The 18626-nt window shown below is 63.3% G+C and carries 14 protein-coding genes and 1 pseudogene; 6 read left to right on the forward strand and 9 right to left on the reverse strand.

All coding sequences use genetic code 11. The features are described 5' to 3' along the window. Positions 1-321 precede the first annotated feature (321 nt). Positions 322-1776, forward strand: a complete 1455-nt coding sequence (locus tag VG320_RS09475) for an NYN domain-containing protein (RefSeq protein ID WP_327199858.1) — start codon at positions 322-324, stop codon at positions 1774-1776. Positions 1777-2068: 292 nt separating this feature from the next. Here the strand turns inward: VG320_RS09475 and VG320_RS09480 are convergent. The 9 genes and pseudogenes from VG320_RS09480 to VG320_RS09520 form a co-directional block, all read right to left on the reverse strand. Next, positions 2069-2302, reverse strand: a pseudogene (locus tag VG320_RS09480) (hypothetical protein); the annotation flags it as partial. Positions 2303-2383: 81 nt separating this feature from the next. After that, positions 2384-3199 (reverse strand): hypothetical protein, encoded by an 816-nt coding sequence (locus tag VG320_RS09485; protein ID WP_327199859.1) that lies wholly within the window; start codon positions 3197-3199, stop codon positions 2384-2386. Beyond that, the gene (locus VG320_RS09490; protein WP_327199860.1) at positions 3200-5416 is read right to left on the reverse strand and encodes a cation:proton antiporter; all 2217 of its coding nucleotides are present in this window, start codon (positions 5414-5416) and stop codon (positions 3200-3202) included. Positions 5417-5503: 87 nt separating this feature from the next. Continuing rightward, positions 5504-6091, reverse strand: a complete 588-nt coding sequence (locus VG320_RS09495; RefSeq protein ID WP_327199861.1) for a LutC/YkgG family protein — start codon at positions 6089-6091, stop codon at positions 5504-5506. Then, on the reverse strand, positions 6078-7517 hold the full coding sequence (locus VG320_RS09500) for a lactate utilization protein B (RefSeq protein ID WP_327199862.1): 1440 nt from the start codon (positions 7515-7517) through the stop codon (positions 6078-6080). The genes VG320_RS09495 and VG320_RS09500 overlap by 14 nt, the downstream gene beginning before the upstream one ends. Next, the gene (locus VG320_RS09505) at positions 7514-8257 is read right to left on the reverse strand and encodes a (Fe-S)-binding protein (RefSeq protein ID WP_327199863.1); all 744 of its coding nucleotides are present in this window, start codon (positions 8255-8257) and stop codon (positions 7514-7516) included. Before VG320_RS09505 ends, VG320_RS09500 begins: the two co-directional genes overlap by 4 nt. Positions 8258-8397: 140 nt before the next feature. Beyond that, a complete protein-coding gene (locus VG320_RS09510) occupies positions 8398-9618 on the reverse strand; it encodes a porin (RefSeq protein WP_327199864.1) in 1221 nt (406 codons plus the stop codon). A 134-nt stretch (positions 9619-9752) separates the two neighbouring features. After that, on the reverse strand, positions 9753-11213 hold the full coding sequence (locus tag VG320_RS09515; RefSeq protein ID WP_327199865.1) for an APC family permease: 1461 nt from the start codon (positions 11211-11213) through the stop codon (positions 9753-9755). Between the two features lie 309 nt (positions 11214-11522). After that, positions 11523-12524 (reverse strand): AraC family transcriptional regulator, encoded by a 1002-nt coding sequence (locus VG320_RS09520; RefSeq protein ID WP_327199866.1) that lies wholly within the window; start codon positions 12522-12524, stop codon positions 11523-11525. A gap of 262 nt (positions 12525-12786) precedes the next feature. Here VG320_RS09520 and VG320_RS09525 point away from each other — a divergent pair, with 262 nt between their 5' ends. From VG320_RS09525 to crcB, 5 genes are all read left to right on the forward strand, one after another. Further along, positions 12787-14766: a primary-amine oxidase gene (locus VG320_RS09525; protein WP_327199867.1), complete on the forward strand. Its 1980-nt coding sequence runs from the start codon at positions 12787-12789 to the stop codon at positions 14764-14766. A gap of 9 nt (positions 14767-14775) precedes the next feature. After that, entirely contained in the window at positions 14776-15702 is a 927-nt protein-coding gene (locus VG320_RS09530) for a hypothetical protein (protein WP_327199868.1), read from the forward strand. A gap of 29 nt (positions 15703-15731) precedes the next feature. Next, on the forward strand, positions 15732-17210 hold the full coding sequence (styD, locus tag VG320_RS09535; RefSeq protein WP_414696006.1) for a phenylacetaldehyde dehydrogenase StyD: 1479 nt from the start codon (positions 15732-15734) through the stop codon (positions 17208-17210). 146 nt (positions 17211-17356) lie between these two features. Beyond that, the gene (locus VG320_RS09540; RefSeq protein WP_327199869.1) at positions 17357-18100 is read left to right on the forward strand and encodes an SDR family oxidoreductase; all 744 of its coding nucleotides are present in this window, start codon (positions 17357-17359) and stop codon (positions 18098-18100) included. A 117-nt stretch (positions 18101-18217) separates the two neighbouring features. Beyond that, the gene (gene crcB, locus VG320_RS09545; protein ID WP_167059272.1) at positions 18218-18598 is read left to right on the forward strand and encodes a fluoride efflux transporter CrcB; all 381 of its coding nucleotides are present in this window, start codon (positions 18218-18220) and stop codon (positions 18596-18598) included. The last annotated feature ends 28 nt before the right edge of the window (positions 18599-18626 follow it).

Here is an 18626-nt window from a genome sequence, read left to right on the forward strand (position 1 = left end):
CTGTCTTGTCGAGTCGTTATAGGGATAATTCGGCTTGGGCCGATATTCTTTTCGTCTGCCCACATGCACAATGAATGTGCGATCGGTTGGGCCGCGCAAGCTTAAGGAGCCTGTGTGACGGAACCGTGAAAAAACATGGTGATTGCGGCATATTTCCCGTACATCGTCCAAATGAACTATGCGTGCGCACACAACCAACTGGTCGGTCTGGGAATAGGTCGCCGCCCTGCCCCTTTCGTCAGTTCATGGGTGAAACGCGGTCCCACCGCGCACAACCAGCTATCATGTGAATTCGTACCGTAGATGGAACAAACGAATCACATGGCCTCCCCTCAAGAAAACGTCAGCATGGCGGTGTTCTGCGACTTCGAGAACGTCGCGCTCGGCGTGCGCGACGCGAAGATCGACCGCTTCGATATCAAGCCCGTGCTCGAGCGGCTCTTGCTCAAGGGCAGCATCGTCGTGAAGAAGGCCTATTGCGACTGGGAGCGCTACAAGGGCTTCAAGGCGTCAATGCACGAAGCGAGTTTCGAGCTGATCGAAATTCCGCATGTGCGCCAGTCCGGCAAGAATTCCGCCGATATCCGCCTCGTGGTGGACGCGCTCGACCTTTGCTATACGAAGTCGCACGTAGACACCTTCGTGATCGTGAGCGGCGACTCGGACTTCTCCCCGCTCGTCTCCAAGCTGCGCGAGAACGCGAAGAAGGTGATCGGCGTGGGCGTGCGCCATTCGACCTCCGATCTGCTGGTCGCGAACTGCGACGAATTCATCTTCTATGACGATCTCGTGCGTGAACTCGTGCGCGAGCAGCAGGCGCGCGGCAAGGGCCGCGGCGAAAGCGCCGCAAACGCGAAGCGCCAGGGCGGCGACGAGCGCCAGCCGAAGAATGACAGCGCCGAAGACCGCAGCGAAGAGCGCAAGCTCAAGGCCATCACGCTGGTGGTCGAAACGCTCGATGCGCTTGGCTACGATCGCGGCGACGGCGGCAAGATCTGGGCCTCGGTGCTCAAGAGCGCGATCAAGCGCCGCCGGCCCGATTTCAGCGAGGCGCGTTACGGCTTTCGCGCCTTCGGCAACCTGCTGGAAGAGGCGCAGACGCGCGGGCTGCTGGAAGTGGGCCGCGACGACAAATCGGGCACCTTCGTGACGCGTACGAGCCCGCCGGCGAATGTGGCGAATGTGGCGAGCACGGCAACGGCGCCGGTTGCGGCAGAGGCAGCAGCGCCCACGCCGGTCGCGGAAGAATCCGCCGCACCGCGTACGGACGACACGCGCTCGCGCCGCAAGGGCCGCCGTAACGGCCGTGGCGCCGGCAGGACGAACGAGGCCGCGCGTGACGTGCATGACGTGCATGAGGCGCAGCAAGTCGTGCAGAAGCAGGAGATCTTCGATATCGAGTCGCTGCAGGAAACCGAAGCGGCCGACACTGACTCGGATCACGATCTTTTCACCCAGCCGCTTTCGCACGAATCCGCCCTGCCGCTGTTCGAGCCCGCCACGCCAGAAGAAGTCAAAGTGCTTGAAGAGGCGCCGCGCCGCGCGCGTAAAACCGCTTCGCGCAAGAGCCCCGCTCGCAAGAAGGCCACCAAAGCCGTCAAGGACGAGGCTCAGGCCGCTGCAGCGGTAGAGACCGAGGCACAGCCCGCCGCGCACACTGAAGCGGCCGCAGAAGCCACGCCGGATGCGACGGCGGCTGACGCGCCCAAAAAGAAAGCGCCGAGGAAGACTCCGGCGCGCGCACGCCGCCCGCGCAAGGCAGCGGAAGAAAGCTGATCGAGGCGTGGCGGCATGGCGTCGACACGCCGCCATGCCCGCTCACTTAGTCACCAAAGGGATTCGCCGGGCGCTTGCCCGGCGTTTCTTTTTCGTCGCCCGGTTCATCTGGCGCACCAAAGGGATCAGCGGCCTTGGCGGGCGTATCGCCGCCGAAGGGATTGGTCTTCGGCCTGGGCGACGCTTCGCCGAAAGGATTCGCGCTTTGCGGGCCACGCGCGCCGCCAATCGGATGATCGAACGGATCGTCGGCGCGTGACGCTGGCTCTGACTCGTCTTCGTCCGCCCCAACCGCCAGGTTGTACTCGGCTTGCACCTGCGCGAGCACGCCTGCGATGCTCGCTTCAAAACCCGCCGCATTGCCGAAATGGCGCATCGTCCAGTTGCAGCCGGTGCGATCGGGCTCCTGCGCCTGCGGGCGCGGCACGACGATCTTCACACCGTCCTCGACCACTTCCGGCAAGCGCTGAAGGCGGCGCTTCACTTCGTCCTGCAGCCGCGACGCGTTGAGTGTCTTGCGATGCATCGGGCACCTCCTTTTTCTCGCTCGAAACCAGCCGCGAGTCTAGCGCACCTAAAGCACACCTCACGCACACCTCAAGCGCACTCATTGCGGCTGCGCCCCGACTGGCTGATTCATATGCGTGAGCGCGTCGCGCATCGAATCGCTCGGAATCACGATCTGGCCCGTGAACGGTGTATCGAGATCGACGATCACATACACCGACGAAGATATCGATACCGCACCCAGCGCGATCATCACCATGGCCAGCGCGTTACGCGGCGCAATCAGCCCGAAGCTCAGAAAAATCAGAATGAGCCAGAGCGTGAGCATCACGAAAAACGGCCGCGAGAGCGTGCTGTGCGCCTCCTCGATCAAGCGCCAGCGCGTATCGCGCACGCGCCCGAACACGTCGCTCAGGCGCGCGGCAAGGACGCCCTGGTAGCGATCGTGCGGCGCGAAACTGGCGATATCGTGTCCGACCGTATTGAGCAGGCCACCTAGCGCCACGCTTTCCAGTTCGCCGTCCTTCGCGGCCCCCACGCGCGGAGAGTCCCCCTGGGGCGCGGGCTCGCCCGGCCAGGTCGAAGCGATCGCCGCCGCGGTGTAGCTACGCAGCGCAGCGCGCGCGGCTTCGGCATCCGGGCCGTAGTCGCGAAGGCGCGCATCGAGCTGAATGAGATCGGCCGAGTAAGCGCGCATGTCGTTGGTTGCCGTGTCGTAGCTGCTCTTGGCCGACGCGGTCAGCAAGCTCAGCACCAGCGCCGCGAACGTGACGAGCATTCCCAGCACCAGTTGCACGAGTTGCACCGTCTCGTGCTTGCGATGCTCTTCGGGCAGCAAGGGCCGCAGCAGCACGCCCAGCCCCGTGCCGCCGAGCAGCAGCACGAACACCAGCAGCGCCAGGCCGATCTCGATCATTCAGGCTCTCCCCTGCGGGTCTTCTGCGATGTTGACCGAACCGTCGACCGCTGTCGCTTGCGGCACTTCGTCCGCCGGAGGCTTGGGCACAGGCAAATCCGCTTCCTCTTTCTGCGCCCGCGCCCGCTCGCCTGGCAGCAGCACACCGGGATGGACACGCGGCACTGCGCGCTTCCAGGCCACGTCAAGTTCGCGGCGGATCGAATCGTAAATCTCCTTTGAAATCGAACGGTCCTCGTACATCGCCACCACGCGCGCGCGCCCTTCGCGAAGCGCATAGAGCAGCATCATGCGCTGCTCCAGCATGTCCGCGCCGTGGCCGAAGCAGCCCCGCACGTCGTCCAGACCTCGCTCCGCCTTCTGGATACGCGCGCGCAGGATCGTGCCAAGCAGCTTCGCGAGCCGCTCGCCGAGCAAGGGCGTAAGGCTCGTATCGGCGAAAGCGATCAGCTCGTGCAGCACCACGCGCCGACACATCAGGAGTTCGAAACGATCGGCCAGCGCATCCGAATACGGTTGCCGGATGCGCAGCCAGCGCGCCACGAAACGCGCCACGCGCAATTCAGCCGTATCCGCGAGGATCTTCGCCGCCGCGCGCTGGTAGCCGATGCGCCCGCTTTCGCGCGCGGCCTCGATCATCGCGTCGGTGTTGCGCGTCATGGCGTCCAGGTTGCGGATGGTGACGATGCCGCTGCCATACTGCGGAATCAGATCGCGCTCCTTGGCCGCGAGCGTGACGAGCCCGATGGCCAGGCGCTCGCGCTCGGAAAGTGCCGCTTCGATATCGAAGGCCGTCGCGCTAATGTCGATGCTGCGCCGAAAGGTGGCGCAGGCTTCATGGGCAATTTCATCTGGAATACGAAATGTTCTGGCCGCCGCATGCACCTGCTGGGACACGCGGATCGACGACAGTTGCACGGCCTGCTGCTGGATCGCCTCTTCCTGCGGCGAAAGCAGATCGAGCTTGAGCCTGCGGATCAGCAGCTTGAGCGACGAGCCGTTGACGATCAGGCTCACCAGCACGAAACCCGTAGCGAGAATCGCCACGAAGCGGCGCGTGCTTTCTGGGAGCGCTGCGTTCTGCGCGAGGCCCAGCGCCAGCACCAGCGTCACCGCGCCGCGCAACCCGCCCCAAGCGATCACGAGTTTGTACGCGGCGCTTACCGGCTCGGTGAGCCTGAAGCGGCTCAGCAAGGGCAACATACCGAACGCCACCACAAGCCGTGCAACGAACGCAACGACCACCACCACGGCGAGCGCAACCAGATCGAGCAGATGGGCATCACGCAAGGTGGCCGGAATCTGCATGGCGGCGAGCAAAAAGATCGCCGCCCCCGCCATCGCCGCGACCTGCTCCCAGATCAGTTGCAGATGCAACCAGTTGACGGGCGACAGACGCGTGCGCCCAAGGCCGCTGATGACGAGCCCCGCCGCGACCACCGACACTACACCTGATACATGCAGCACCTGATCGGCGAACAGATAGAGTGGATACGGCAACGCGAAGCTCAACGAAATTTCGGCCTTGCCCTCGCCGCCCAACGCCGGCAGCAGATACGCAAATGCACGGCCCGCGAGTCCCCCCACCACCAGGCCGCCGACCAGTTCGACGCCCAGTGTGCGCAGCGCGGCCGTACCCGTCGCTGCCGCCGCGTCGCCGGTGATGGCGGCGATCAGCACACTGGCGATGGCGATCGCCGCCGCATCGTTCAAGAGGCTCTCGCCTTCGACAAGTCGCACGAGACGCGCGGGCGCGCCGACTTCTCGAAACACCGCAAGCACGGCTGACGGGTCGGTGGTCGCGATCATCGCGCCGAGCAGCAAGCCGTCCGTGAGCGGGCCGAGCCCCGTCAGGCGGATCGCACCGCCTACCATCGCCGTCGCGACAAACACGGCCACCACGGCGAGCAGCAGGATAGGCGCGGCATCGCCGAGCATTTCGCGCACGTTCACGCTCAGCGCGGCCTGGAACAGCAGCAGCGGCAGAAAGATCCACAGATAGGCCTCGGGCGGCAGGCGCGGTTCCAGCGCGGGCGTGACGACGCTCGCGGCCAGGTGTGGCCACGCCTCGCCGCTCACGAGATAAATGCCGCCGAGCGCGAAACCCCAGGCAGCCAGCAGCACCGACTCGGACAGCGCGAAGCGCAGGCTCACCGCCTGCACCAGTGCGATGCTCGCCAGCAGAAAGCCGCTCAAGAGGAGAATGTGGATGACCATCGTTTCCCGTGCGATGTGGAGGTGTCTTGATGAATAGCCGACGAACCCTTGCAACCACTGCAATCGCCAGACGTCGGCGCCCAGCGCTCAATGCGCGGGCAGCCACACCACAGTCAGCGATTTCACACCTTGCGCGCCCTGAATCAGCACGCCTTCAATATCGGCCGTCGCGGAAGGCCCGGTGACCAGCGCCGCGTAACGCGCATTGCGAAAATCGTCGCGCCGGTACGCATCCTGCAGACCCGCGACGAGTGCGCCAGGATCGAGCAACACGTAGAGATGCTGCACCAGATAACCGAGCGCATTGACGATGTATTCGCGCTCGCTAAGCCATACCGAGCCGGTTTCCGCCACGCCAAAACGCGCCCGCACGACGCCGACATCGACATCTTCTAGCGACGCCGGCGGCGTGACTGCGCTAATAGCGCGCGTGCCGGTGACTTCGGGCGCAGCCGATGCAATCGATACCTGCGCGCCCAGCCGCTCGCGTATCGCGGCCAGCACCGTTTCGCCTGAGGCCGCTTCGATTTCCTTGCCGCCCATGAGCGTCAGCGCAGCCGAAAAACGCGCACGCAACTCGCCTGGCGGCGTATCGAATAGCGGCACTTCGGGCCGCTCCTCGGGCGCAGGCTGCGCCGCGCGCACGCGTGCGAGAAATGCTTCACGACTCGCCATCGCCGCCTCCTTTCTTATCGCTCCCCTTGCGATTCTTGCGATACCACGCATGAAACGTGGTGCCCGGCGCCTGCGGCAGCGTGCGCTGCCTGCCCCAGATGTTGAGCGGGTTATAGAGGACGAAATTCGGCAGGCGCCTGAGCGCACCGTCGAGCGACGAGACAGCGCCGCGATAAAGCTTCGGACTAGAAAGCAATCGACCAGCCATTTTCAGCACTTCCTGCTTCACGAACGGCACGGCATGCTGCGCGGCGATGACTTCGCGCCACTGGTAAATCTGCTCGTGAATATTGATTTTCACGGGACACACATTCGTGCAACTGCCATTGAGCGTGGACGCGAAAGGCAATGCGCTGAAACGCTTCAAATCGAAAGTCGGATTGATGATCGCGCCGATCGGCCCCGCATAGGTGCTGCCATACGACAGACCGCCGCTACGCCGATAAACCGGGCAGGTATTCATGCACGCGCCGCAACGAATGCACTTGAGCGAGTACCAGAAGTCCGGCATCGCCAGACGGGCACTGCGGCCGTTGTCCACCAGCACGAAATGCAGTTCGGCACCTTCGCGCGGCGCACGAAAATGCGAGGTGTATTGCGTGATCGGAGAACCCAGCGCGCTGCGCGAGAGCATGCGGATAAACACGCCCAGATCGGACACGCGCGGTATCAGCTTCTCGATGCCCATCGACACGATATGCACCGGCGGCACGTTGGCCGAAAGATCGGCGTTGCCTTCGTTGGTGCAGACCACCACCGTGCCAGTTTCCGCCACCGCGAAGTTGCAGCCCGTCATGCCGCCCGTTTTTTCGCGCACGAACCATGGACGCGTATTCATGCGCTGGCTCTGGGCGAGATAGTGAATGTCATTGTTGGCGGGATCGGTGCCAATGGTGCGGCCGAAAACTTCGGCCACATCGTCGCGCAGTTTGTGGACGGCGGGCACGACGATATGGCTTGGCGGCTCGCCGTCGAGTTGCTGGATGCGCTCGCCCAGATCGGTTTCCATTACGGCGATGCCGCGCTGCTCCAGATAAGGGCGCATTTCGCATTCGTCGGTGAGCATCGATTTGCTTTTCACCAGCGCCGTGATGCCCCGCTCGCTCAGGATGCGATAGACCGTCTCGTTGTGCTCGCCAGCCGTATCGGCCCAATGGACTTTCACGCCGTTCGCCTCGGCCGCGCGCGAGAACTGGTCGAGATAATCGGCCAGATGCGAGAGCGTGTGCGCCTTGATTCCCGACGCCAGTTCACGCAGCGCTTCCCATTCGGGGATCGCGTGCGCCTGGGCGTCGCGTTTCATGCGCAGATCCCAGAGGCGCTTGTCATGAAAGTCGACGTGTTCCGGATGCGCCAGAAAGTTGCCGGCGAGCTTCGCGTGCTCGACACGCTTTGACGCATTCGAGGGCTTTTCTGCCGTGCTCATTCGCGTGCTCCGTTGAGAACCTGGGCGATATGAATGAAACGCACGTCGGCCTTCATGCGCTCAGCGCAGCCCTGCTGATGCATCAGACAGGACATGTCGCCCGACACGATATATTGCGCGCCCGCGCTGACATGATCGACGATCTTGTCCTGCCCCATACGCACCGAAACGGCCTCTTCGGTAACAGCGAACGTGCCACCGAAACCGCAGCATTCGTCGGGACGTTTGGGCTGGACGAATTCGATGCCCTTCACCGTGCTCAGCAAGGCGAGCGGTTTCGAGAACGGCGTGCCCGCGACTTCGGAAATCGACGCTTCGTGCAGATGGCGCAACGCGCTGCAGCTATTGTGCAGGCCCACACGCCAGGGGAATTCGGCCCACGGAAATTCACGCACGCCTAGCACGTCGTGCAGGAATTCCACCAGTTCATAGGTATTCGCGCGCACGCGGCGCACTTCGTCGGTCTGCTCGATGGCGGTGAAATGATCGCGCACGTGATTCACGCAGCTCGCCGACGGCCCGACGATGTAGTCGTAACCCGCAAAGGCGCGCGCGAAGACGCGTTCGGTCCCCGCCGCCTCGGCCTGCGCGCCGCTATTGGCCATGGGCTGGCCGCAGCAGGTCTGGTCGAGCGGATAGTCCACCTCGCAGCCAAGCCGCTCCAGCAATTCCAGCGTGGCGATCCCGACTTCGGGATAAAACGCGTCGATGAAACAAGGGACGAACAGGGCGACTTTCATGCGGGGCTCGCGCGAAAAGCGGACCGGACCATTCTAGCGCCGTTCCGCGCAGCCAGCGCTTAAAGCGGCACGGCCTCCCCCGGGACCGTGCCGCAGTGCAGCGAGCGCTGCGTTCGCGCGATCTGCCCGCGCGGAACCGCTCAGAAGTTGTGGCGAATGCCGGCGATAATCGCCAATTGCTTGTCGGTATCCGAATTCACGAGATTCGGGACCTGCGCGAGATTACGCGTGCCACCCGACGCATCGATGCCCAGCCCCGCCCCCGACGACTTCTGGCCAATCGCCACGGCGTAGAGCGCTGTGCGCTTGGACAGGCTGTACACGGTGCCCAGATTGATCTGGTGGATGCGCGTGGACGAACCGTCACTCGGGTGCGCGTCGTTGAAGATATACGCGAAGCCGAATTGCAGCGCCGGCGAGAATTGCCACATCGTATTGAGTTCGGCGATATCGAAGGAAATATTCGCGCCCTGCGGTTGCGCGGTGCTCGCGAAATACTGGCTTTGCGAATAGCGTGTGTGCGTGTAGCTCAGCGCGACCGTGATCTTGTCGAAGGCATAAGAACCGCCCGCGCCCCAGATATCGACCTTTTGCGCGTTCTGCAATTCGCAATAGGACGCATCGGTATTGGCGCAACTCAGATCGCCGATATAACCGCTCTCTCCGCCCAAAGCCGCCTGCATAGGGTTATGCAGTTGCAGATAGCCCGCCGAAAGCGCTATCGGCCCGTTTGCGTAGTTGGCCGCGAGCGACCAGCCGCGATTCTGCGAGAAGTTGCCGGCCACCCCGCCCAGGCTAAAAAGGCCGCCAAACGTCAGGCCGCCAAAACTCGGACTGATGTACTTGATCGAATTATTGAAGTTGAACGCTTCGTTGAGATTGTCCACGTCGCCGAAATGCGAGCCGTAGAGCGTGGCCCAATTGTTACTGGAGGCATACGCGCCCATGTAATCCGAGAACGGATCGTACTGGCGGCCCAGTGTGAGCGCGCCATAAGTGCCGTTCGCCACGCCCACCCACGCGTCACGATTGAATAGTGTGCCGCTTTGCAGCAGCGCACCGTTTTGCGTCAGGATGCTGTTTTCCAGCGTGAAATTCACCGTGGTGCCGCCGCCGATGTCCTCGCTGCCCGTTAGACCCCAGCGCGACGGCACGAGATTACCGCCGCCCAGTTGCCAGTTCGAATGGCCGTCGGTGTGGCCGTCAGCATGCGTGGTCTGCTGGTTGGTCGAATAGACGAGGCCTGCATCAACGGTGCCATATAACGTGACGGACGACTGCGCGTGCGCGCCCATCGTGAAGGTGGCGAGCGCGCACGAAGCCAGCGCCAGCGCGGAGCGCTTGACGAATTGATCTGCCATATCGTTGTCTGTCTTGTCGAAGTGTGATGGCGCGGCGCGCATGATGCACAGCGCGCCGCCCGCAGTTAATCTGTTTTAGATAGGATTACGTATTGATTGACACAGACGGCTGGAGCCGTCGAAGCCATACCGACCTACTGACCGAAGCGTGCGTAGACGTCCGGGCGGCGGCTCTTGAGCACGAAGCCAAGTGCGATACCCGCCACCGCCACGGCCAGCACGATCCAGGGGAACGAGCGCACGATCGCGCTATCTGATCCGCTCAATGCGTCGAGGTTGCCGATCAGTACGAAGCCGATCCACAACAGCCCCAAGCCACCCAGAACCGGCGCGACCAGCGAGTGCCACAGACGTGTGTCCTTTTTCGTGGCGCGGAAGTACGCGGCCACCGAAAAACTCGTCACAGCCTGCAGCATGACGATGCCGATCGTGCCGAGCGCCGAGGTGCAGCTAAACACGATATTGAACGGGTCCGCGCCCGCAAGCACGTAGAACGCAACCGGCACCGCCACGGTGAGCGTTTGCAGATAGCTCGCGAGATACGGCGAACCATATTTCGGATGCAGGCGATCGAGCTTCGCGGGCAGGATGCCTTCAACGGCCAGCGCGTGGATGTAGCGCACGATCGTGTTATGGAACGACAGCAGGCTCGCGAAGATGCTGGAGAGCAGCAGGAAGCTCATCGTCGTGGTCATCGCTCCGCCCAGGTATTTGCTGGACTGGATGAACCAGAAGTCGCCGGGCTGTTTGGTCGCCACGTCCGCCACGTCCTTGAGGCCATAGGCGCAGACGATGGCCCACGTCACGAACGCGAAAAACACGAGGATCAGCGTGACCGATACATAGGTTGCACGCGGCACGGTCACCTTGGGATCGCGGCATTCCTTGCCATAAATCGCCGTGGCCTCGAAGCCGATAAAGGACGCGAGCGCGAACATCACTGCAATCCCCATATGCCCGCTGAACACATGCTGCGGCGAGAACGGTGCGAGCGTGAGGCCATCGGGGCCGCCGTGATGGATCACGATGGCGATCGACAGCACCAGAAGAATGCCCATTTCAAGGCACATCAGCACACCGAGCAGGCGGCTGTTGAGATCGATGCCGCGCAGACCCGTGATCTGCACGATGACAATGCACGCGAACGAATACGCGTACCACGGCATAGCACTATGCAGCAGCGGCCCAAGCACCACCGTGCAGAAGAAGCCGAACAGACCGTACAGCGCGATCTGGATGCAGGTGTACGAGAGCAGCGCGACGAGCGCGCCCGCCATGCCCAGCGGCCGCCCGAAACCCGCCGTGATGTAAGCGTAAAACGCGCCGGCGCGCACGATATGGCGGCTCATCGACGCAAAGCCCACGCTGAACACGAGCAGGACGACGCCCGCAATCACGAAGGCGCCCGGGATGCCCGCGCCGTTGCCAAGACTAATGGCGGGGGGCACCGCGCCCAGCATGCCGGTAAGCGGCGCTGCCGCCGAGATCACGAGAAACACGATTTGCCACAGGCCGAGCAGGCTGCGCTGCGGGACGGCCGCGCGATCTGCCTCGGCGTCGCCGACAAGTCCGGCGCTTGAATACGGTTCGTTCATCGATGCCTCTGCTGGTGTCTGTTCTGATTGCGCCACGCGACACGATGAAGAACCGCGTGCCTGAAGGCGCTCTGGGGACCGGATCTCGCTGATGCATTTCGAGATTCGATTGGAGCGCATGGTAGGCAGCTAAAAAATTGGGCGACCTGGCTGATCGCGCCAAATTTTCGATAAAGTGCGCCAATGCGGCTGCGGGTTTTTACTTAACGAGATTCTGGCGCAAAAATTGATTCGGATGACGAATGGTTTTTTGCTGATATTTTTTTCGTCAGATGTTTCGACAAACAAACAAATTGCTTACAGAGAAGGTTATTCCGTTCTGTCCCAATTGCGCGTCGCGCGCCACAGCACCGTGGCGTCCGCATAGCCCACCGCACGCGCTACCGCGGCGTTGGTCATGCCGTCCTGCTCGCGCAGCACGGCCACGCTGCGCTGGCGCTCTTCGCGGATGATGTCGCGCACCGACGTGCCCGCCTCCGTCAAATGGCGTTGCAGCGAGCGGTTCGACAGCCCCAGATCGCGTGCAATATCGGCCACCACGAGCTTTTCGCGCGCGAGGCGCCGCGTCACCAGATCGCGCACCTGATCGACCAGATCATGCGGCACGGTATCGCGTTTGATGAGGTCGGTCGCGTGGCGCTCCATCATCCGCGCCATCTGCGTGTCGGCGCTCTTGAGCGGCGCGTCGAGATCGTGCGGATGCAGCACCACGCCGTTTTCAGGCTGCTGGAATCGCACCGGCACGCGGAAGATCCGCATATAGGGCTTGATATCGGCGGGCGCGGCATGTTCGAAATGCACCTCCACCGGCATCCACGACGCGCCATACACGAGGCGGATCATGTGACACATCGCGCTCATGCTGTACTCGGCGTCCTGGCGGCGCGGCCAGATCGACGCGTGCGCGACGCGATAGCTCCACATCGGCCAGGCGTTGTCGCGCACGAGGTCTACGAGCGTGCCGCTTTGCCATGACGCCAGCGCATCGGTGAACTTACGGATCGCCGCGCCCAGTGTGGGCGACGACATGAACACGAGGCCTGCCGGCCCCATTTCGGTGAGCTGCAATTCATTGCCCAGACGCAGGCCCAGACCGGGTTCGTCGAGCACCTGCGCCGCGCGCTCGAACGCGCCCACATAGCGCCCGAGCGGCACGATTTCATAAGGATCCGAAAGTTGCCGGCGGCTCAGGCCGAATTCGGCCAATACCGCATCGCAGTCCGCTCCGGCTGCGTCCAGCGCCCGCACGATGGGGCCCATCACTGCGCCCCGGATCATCGGAAAACCATTGCCGACAGGGACTCTTTTCATGTCTCTCTCCGTTGGGCCGCATGTTCGTGGGGATGCACGTCGCAATGCACGTCACTGCACGCCGCGGCCGCTTCTCGATTGTTCGTTCGCTCTGTCTCTGGCGCACTCTATCGCCCCTTTGGCGCGTTTTGCAAGCGCGAAATAAATATGGCGTTTTTACGATTGCTTCACGACATCGCCCCCGATTTCCTGCCTCAAAAGGCTGCGGGCCTGCCGCTTCATCGCATCGTTTGCGGTCCCACGTCATCCTTACGAAACGCTTATGAACACGAATCCGAACTTGCATCCGCTCGACCCGCTGAGCCTCGCCGAAATGCAGCTCGCCTGTGACATCGTGAAGGCCGCCGAGCAGCTCGACGAATACGGGCGCTTTCCTGTCACCGAGTTGCAGGAGCCGCCGAAAGCCGAAGTGGTGGCATGGAAACAGGGCGAATATTTTTCGCGCCGCGCCTTCGTGATCGCCATCGACCGCACGCGCAGCCAGACGATCGAATGCATTGTCGATCTGCGCGAAAAGAAGGTACAAACGCGCACGCCGCTCGCGCTGCAAAGCGCGCCGTTCGGCCAGCCGCCTGTGATGATCGAAGACTTCATCAACGCCGAGCGCATCGTCAAGGAAGACCTGGCGTGGCGCGAAGCCGTCAAAAAACGCGGCCTCACCGAAGCCGATCTCGTCAACGTGCAGGTCGATCCGTTTTCGGCCGGCGCTTTCGATCGCCCGAACGAAGGCGGCCGCCGTCTCGTGCGCTGCGTGAGCTACTACCGCGAGAACCCGACCGACAACGGTTACGCGCATCCGATCGAGGGCGTTGTGGCGGTGGTCGATCTGCTCGAACAGAAGGTGATCGACCTGGTGGATGACGGCCGTATCATTTCGATTCCGAAGGCCAAGCACAACTACGACACGCCGAGCCTGGGCCAGCCGCGCGACACCGTCAAGCCGCTGTCGATCAGCCAGCCCGAAGGCCCGAGCTTCACCATCGACGGCTGGCAGGTTGCCTGGCAGAACTGGACATTCCGCGTGGGCTTCACGCCGCGCGAAGGGCTGGTGCTGCACCAGATCACCTGGGACGACGGCAAGAGCGCGCCGCGCCCCATCATCTATCGTGCGAGCGTGACGGAGATGTGCGTGCCCTACTCCGATCCGACCACCAATCACTACTGGAAGAGCGCGTTCGACGCGGGCGAATACGGCCTGGGCAAGCTCGCGAACCAGCTCGAACTGGGCTGCGATTGTCTGGGCACGATCCGCTATTTCGACATTCCGTCAGCCGACGATTTCGGCAACAGCTTCACGATGAAGAACGCCGTGTGCCTGCACGAAGAGGATTACGGCACGCTCTGGAAGCACTACGAATTCCGCACCGGCGTGTTTGAAATGCGTCGCTCGCGCCGCCTCGTGATCTCGTTCTTCGCGACCGTCGGCAATTACGACTACGGCTTTTACTGGTACTTCTATCAGGACGGCACGATCCAGCTCGAATGCAAGCTCACGGGCATCGTGCAGACCTCGGCAGTCGCCGATGGCGATACGTATCCGTGGGGTGGCATGGTGACCGAGAATCTTGGCGGCCCGACGCATCAGCACTTCTTCAACGCGCGTCTGCACATGATGGTGGACGGCGAAAAGAACTCGGTCACGGAACACGAATTCGTGCCGCGTCCGATGGGCGGCGACAATCCCTACGGCAACGTGTTCGACACCACCAAACGCGTGCTCAAGACCGAGCAGGAAGCCGCACGCAACGCCAATGGCCAGACCGGCCGCTTCTGGAAAGTGGTCAATCCGAACGTGAAGAATCGCGTGGGCGCGAACCCCGGCTACAAGCTCATCATCAACGATTCGCCGCTGATGCTGGCCGATCCGGATTCGAAGGTGCGCCAGCGCGGCGGGTTCGCGACGCGTCACGTGTGGGTCACGCCCTATGACACGACGCAGCGCTACGCAAGCGGCGACTACCCGAACCAGCACGCGGGCGGCGACGGTCTGCCGCGTTATATCGAAGCGAACCGCAACGTGGAAAACGAAGATATCGTGCTGTGGCACAGCTTCGGCCACACGCATGTGTGCAAGCCCGAAGATTTCCCGGTGATGCCCGTGGAGTACGCCGGCTTCATGCTCAAGCCGAATAACTTCTTCTACGGCAATCCGGCGATGGATCTGCCGGGCGGCCGCGATCCGCACAGCGTGCAGGATGGTGCGCCCGATGCCGCGCCGTCGTGCTGCGGCAGCAAGAAGTAAAGGCACATCATGCGGCGCGCGGCGGCATTCTGGTGCGCAGTAACGGGCGGCGCGGCGGCGCTAGCGGCAGGCATCATGCTGGTTGCGATGCACGGCGGCGCGCATGCCGCTGCTTTCGCCGCGAGCGCCGTTGCGCTGCTGGCGATGGCGTTGCTGCCGCCGATGTTCGCACGACGCTTCGGCGCGCAAGCGACGCTGCCCTGCGCCGCTGCGCTCGTGCTGACGATGGGCGCGATGAGCTTTGCGGCAACGCAGGCGCGCGCGGACGCAACGCTGCTTGCGTTGCCGTTCGTACTTGCGGGCTTTGTCATACTGATGGCAGTGCGCCTATTTGATTCGCATGCCTTATCGGTTTCACTGTCACTCACGCGCCGGATTGACTTTAAGCGGCCAGGCAACGGCACGCTGATCGGCGCCGCGCTGCTTGCGGGTATGTCGAGTGGCGTGCTTGCGCGCTTCCAGCTTTTCGCCCTTTGCGGCGCAGAGCCATTTTCACTCTCTCATCTGCTGTTATCGCTCGGCGTTGCAACTGGAAGCGCCGTGTGGCTTCAACGAATCGAGCGTCGCCGCGCCTTGCTGTTTCTGTTCTCGCTACGCGGCGCACTGCTCGCGGCGCTCACGCTAGACGCGTTCTCGTCGTGGTCGCTGTACTGCGCCCCCGCTTTCGCCGTGCTCGATGCGCTCACGCTTCCCACCTTGCTGCGCAACGATCGCGCTGACCACGCCACGCAAGGCGCTTGTCCTGGCGTCGCGCATCACCTCGGCATGCTTGCGGGCGCAACGTTCTCCACGACTTCGTGGGGCTTCGGCCAGGGCTTTTATATGCTGTTTTTAGGCGCGGCCGCGCTCAATTTCGCTTGCGCGTCGGCACAGATGGCGCGCCGCAACCGCCAGATGCCCGCACCGGTCGCGAATCGACTTCCGCTCATTAACTAATTATCCCGACACACCCATCAGGAGACGCAATGGACCGCCAGGACTTCACGCATACAATCCGCACGCAGATGTTCGTCGATGGCCGCTTCTGCGCGAGCGCCGACAATCGCACCTTCGCCGTGTTCGATCCGGCCACCGGCGCCGAAATCGCCCAGGTTCCGGACGCCGCCAACGCCGATGTAGACGCCGCCGTGCAGGCCGCGCGCCGCGCCTTCGCGGCCGATTCATGGCGACGCCTGCCGCCCGCGGCGCGCGAGCATCTGCTGCTCAAGCTCGCCGACCTGATCGAGCGCAACGGCGACGAACTCGCCGCGCTTGAAACACTCAACCAGGGCAAGCTGCTCGGTTTCTCGAAGATGCTCGAAGTGGGCGGCAGCGTGCAATGGCTGCGCTATATGGCGGGCTGGGCGACCAAGATCGAAGGCAGCACGGTCGATCTCTCGCTCGCGTTTCCGCCCGGCGTGCGCTACAACGCATCGACGCGCCGCGTGCCCGCCGGTGTGGTCGCCGCAATCGTGCCGTGGAATTTCCCGCTGCTGATGGCCGTGTGGAAAATCGCACCCGCGCTCGCCTGCGGCTGCACCGTCGTGCTCAAACCCGCCGAGGAAACGCCGCTCACCGCGATTCGCCTGGCCGAACTCGCGCACGAAGCGGGCTTTCCGCCGGGCGTCTTCAACGTCGTCACGGGGCAGGGAGAAACGGCGGGCGCGGCGCTGGTGCGCCATCCGGGCATCGACAAAGTCACCTTCACCGGCTCGACGGAAGTCGGCCGCATCATCGGCCGCCAGTGCGCCGACGATCTCAAGCGCGTCTCGCTCGAACTGGGCGGCAAAAGCCCCGTGATCGTGCTTGACGACTGCGATCCGCAGCGCGCCATCGAGGGCGCAGCGGGCGCGATCTTCTTCAATCACGGCCAGGTCTGCACCGCAGGCTCGCGCCTCTATCTGCCGCGTGCGCGCTTCGACGAAATCGTCGAGGGCATCGCCCAGGTCGCGCGCAACACCGTGCTGGGCTCCGGCTTCGACGCGGCCACGCAGATGGGGCCGCTCGTGTCCGCACGCCATCGCGACAAGGTGGCAGGCATGATCGCCCAGGGTCGCAACGAAGGCGGCGAAATCGTCGCGGGCGGCGGCAACGGCAATCGCGCCGGCTTCTTCGTCGAGCCGACCGTAGTCGCCAACGCCGCCAACAAACCGCTCACCGTAGTGCGCGAAGAGGTGTTCGGGCCGGTGCTCGTGGCCATGCCCTACGACGATGTCGAAGAGGCCATCGCTGCGGCCAACGCCTCCGAATACGGTCTGGGCGCGAGCGTATGGACCAACCAGCTCGATCGCGCACTGCGCGTGGTCGATGCCGTCGAGGCCGGCACCGTCTGGGTCAACACGCACAATATGGTGGACCCGGCGCTGCCGTTTGGCGGCTTCAAGGCATCGGGTATCGGCCGCGAACACGGTCGGGCCATCATCGATTCCTATACGGAGACGAAATCGGTCTGCATCGCTTATTGAGGTCCTCCCGGCTTTCGCCGCTCCCTTCGATTGTTAATCGAAATGGAATGATGAAGCCCGCGCCCAGGCAATGATCCGGGGCGCGATTTCCTTCATGATCGAGCCCGTTCCCGCTTTACTTATTCCTGAACGAACGGAGCCCGATCATGAACACTTCCCCTTCCCGCGGCGTCGCCATCGTCACCGGCGCATCGCGCGGCATTGGCGCGGCAGTTGCGCTGCGCCTCGCGCGCGACGGCCACCCTGTTGTCGTCAACTACGCCTCCAGTGCACAGGAGGCCGAAGCATCGGTCGCGCAGATCGCGCGCGAAGGCGGCCGCGCCATCGCCGTGAAAGCCAATATCGCGAAGTCTGCCGAAGTGCGCGATCTGTTCGACACCACGCTCGAGCGACTCGGCCAGCCTGCAGTGCTCGTCAACAATGCGGGCATCATGAAGCTGGCGACCGTCGCCGAATCGACCGACGCGCTCTACGACGAAATGTTCGATATCAACGTGCGTGGCACCCTCAACACGATGCGCGAGGCCGCGACGAAGCTCGCCAACGGCGGACGCATCATCAACTTCTCGACCACGGTGCTCGCACTCAATCTGCCGGGCTATGGCATCTACACCGCCACCAAAGGTGCGGTCGAAGCGCTCACGCGCGTGTTCGCGAAGGAATTGCGCGGGCGCGCCATCACGGTGAATGCCGTGGCGCCTGGACCGGTCGCCACGGCCCTCTTCCTCAAAGGCAAAACCGAAGAGCAGATCCGCCACTTCGCGAGCTTGCCGCCGCTGGAGCGGCTCGGCCAGCCCGAAGATATCGCCTCGGTCGTGTCGTTCCTCGCCGGACCGGATAGCGGCTGGGTAGATGGACAAACGTTGCGCGCCAACGGCGGTCTCGCCTGAAGGGCGCGCCCTGGCCTGCAAAACAGGGTGCTAAACTCCGGAGTCGAATTCGGGCCGCTTTCGATTGAACGCAATCGGGCGGCCTGGCTTTCATTGCACCTACAACGACTCCCGATTATGTATCTGTCCATCCTCGCCGTCGGCATTGGCGGCGCGCTCGGTTCGCTGCTGCGCTGGGTGCTCGGTCTGCGCCTGAACGCCCTGTTCCCTTCGCTGCCGCTTGGCACGCTCGCCTCGAACATCATCGCGGGCTATATCATCGGCGTCGCGCTCGCGGCATTTGCGCGCCTTCCGGATGTCTCGCCCCAGTGGCGCCTGTTCGTCATCACGGGCTGCATGGGCGGCCTCTCGACCTTCTCGACATTCTCCGCTGAGGTGGTCGCGCATCTGCAGAACGGGCGCCTCGGCTGGGCTGCCGGAGAAATCGCAATTCACGTTTGCGCGTCGGTGCTAATGACGATATTGGGTATCGCGACGGTCGCCGCCGTGATGCGCTGAACGCGGGCATCAAAAAGAAAGGCTGCGG

This window comes from Paraburkholderia sp., from assembly GCF_035948235.1.
Classification (GTDB): Bacteria; Pseudomonadota; Gammaproteobacteria; order Burkholderiales; family Burkholderiaceae; genus Paraburkholderia.

Coding starts and splice junctions, on each gene's coding strand:
- VG320_RS09475 (WP_327199858.1), top strand. CDS start 322: ATGGCCTCCCCTCAAGAAAACGTCAGCATGGCGGTGTTCTGCGACTTC.
- VG320_RS09485 (WP_327199859.1), bottom strand. CDS start 3,199: ATGATCGAGATCGGCCTGGCGCTGCTGGTGTTCGTGCTGCTGCTCGGC.
- VG320_RS09490 (WP_327199860.1), bottom strand. CDS start 5,416: ATGGTCATCCACATTCTCCTCTTGAGCGGCTTTCTGCTGGCGAGCATC.
- VG320_RS09495 (WP_327199861.1), bottom strand. CDS start 6,091: ATGGCGAGTCGTGAAGCATTTCTCGCACGCGTGCGCGCGGCGCAGCCT.
- VG320_RS09500 (WP_327199862.1), bottom strand. CDS start 7,517: ATGAGCACGGCAGAAAAGCCCTCGAATGCGTCAAAGCGTGTCGAGCAC.
- VG320_RS09505 (WP_327199863.1), bottom strand. CDS start 8,257: ATGAAAGTCGCCCTGTTCGTCCCTTGTTTCATCGACGCGTTTTATCCC.
- VG320_RS09510 (WP_327199864.1), bottom strand. CDS start 9,618: ATGGCAGATCAATTCGTCAAGCGCTCCGCGCTGGCGCTGGCTTCGTGC.
- VG320_RS09515 (WP_327199865.1), bottom strand. CDS start 11,213: ATGAACGAACCGTATTCAAGCGCCGGACTTGTCGGCGACGCCGAGGCA.
- VG320_RS09520 (WP_327199866.1), bottom strand. CDS start 12,524: ATGAAAAGAGTCCCTGTCGGCAATGGTTTTCCGATGATCCGGGGCGCA.
- VG320_RS09525 (WP_327199867.1), top strand. CDS start 12,787: ATGAACACGAATCCGAACTTGCATCCGCTCGACCCGCTGAGCCTCGCC.
- VG320_RS09530 (WP_327199868.1), top strand. CDS start 14,776: ATGCGGCGCGCGGCGGCATTCTGGTGCGCAGTAACGGGCGGCGCGGCG.
- styD (WP_414696006.1), top strand. CDS start 15,732: ATGGACCGCCAGGACTTCACGCATACAATCCGCACGCAGATGTTCGTC.
- VG320_RS09540 (WP_327199869.1), top strand. CDS start 17,357: ATGAACACTTCCCCTTCCCGCGGCGTCGCCATCGTCACCGGCGCATCG.
- crcB (WP_167059272.1), top strand. CDS start 18,218: ATGTATCTGTCCATCCTCGCCGTCGGCATTGGCGGCGCGCTCGGTTCG.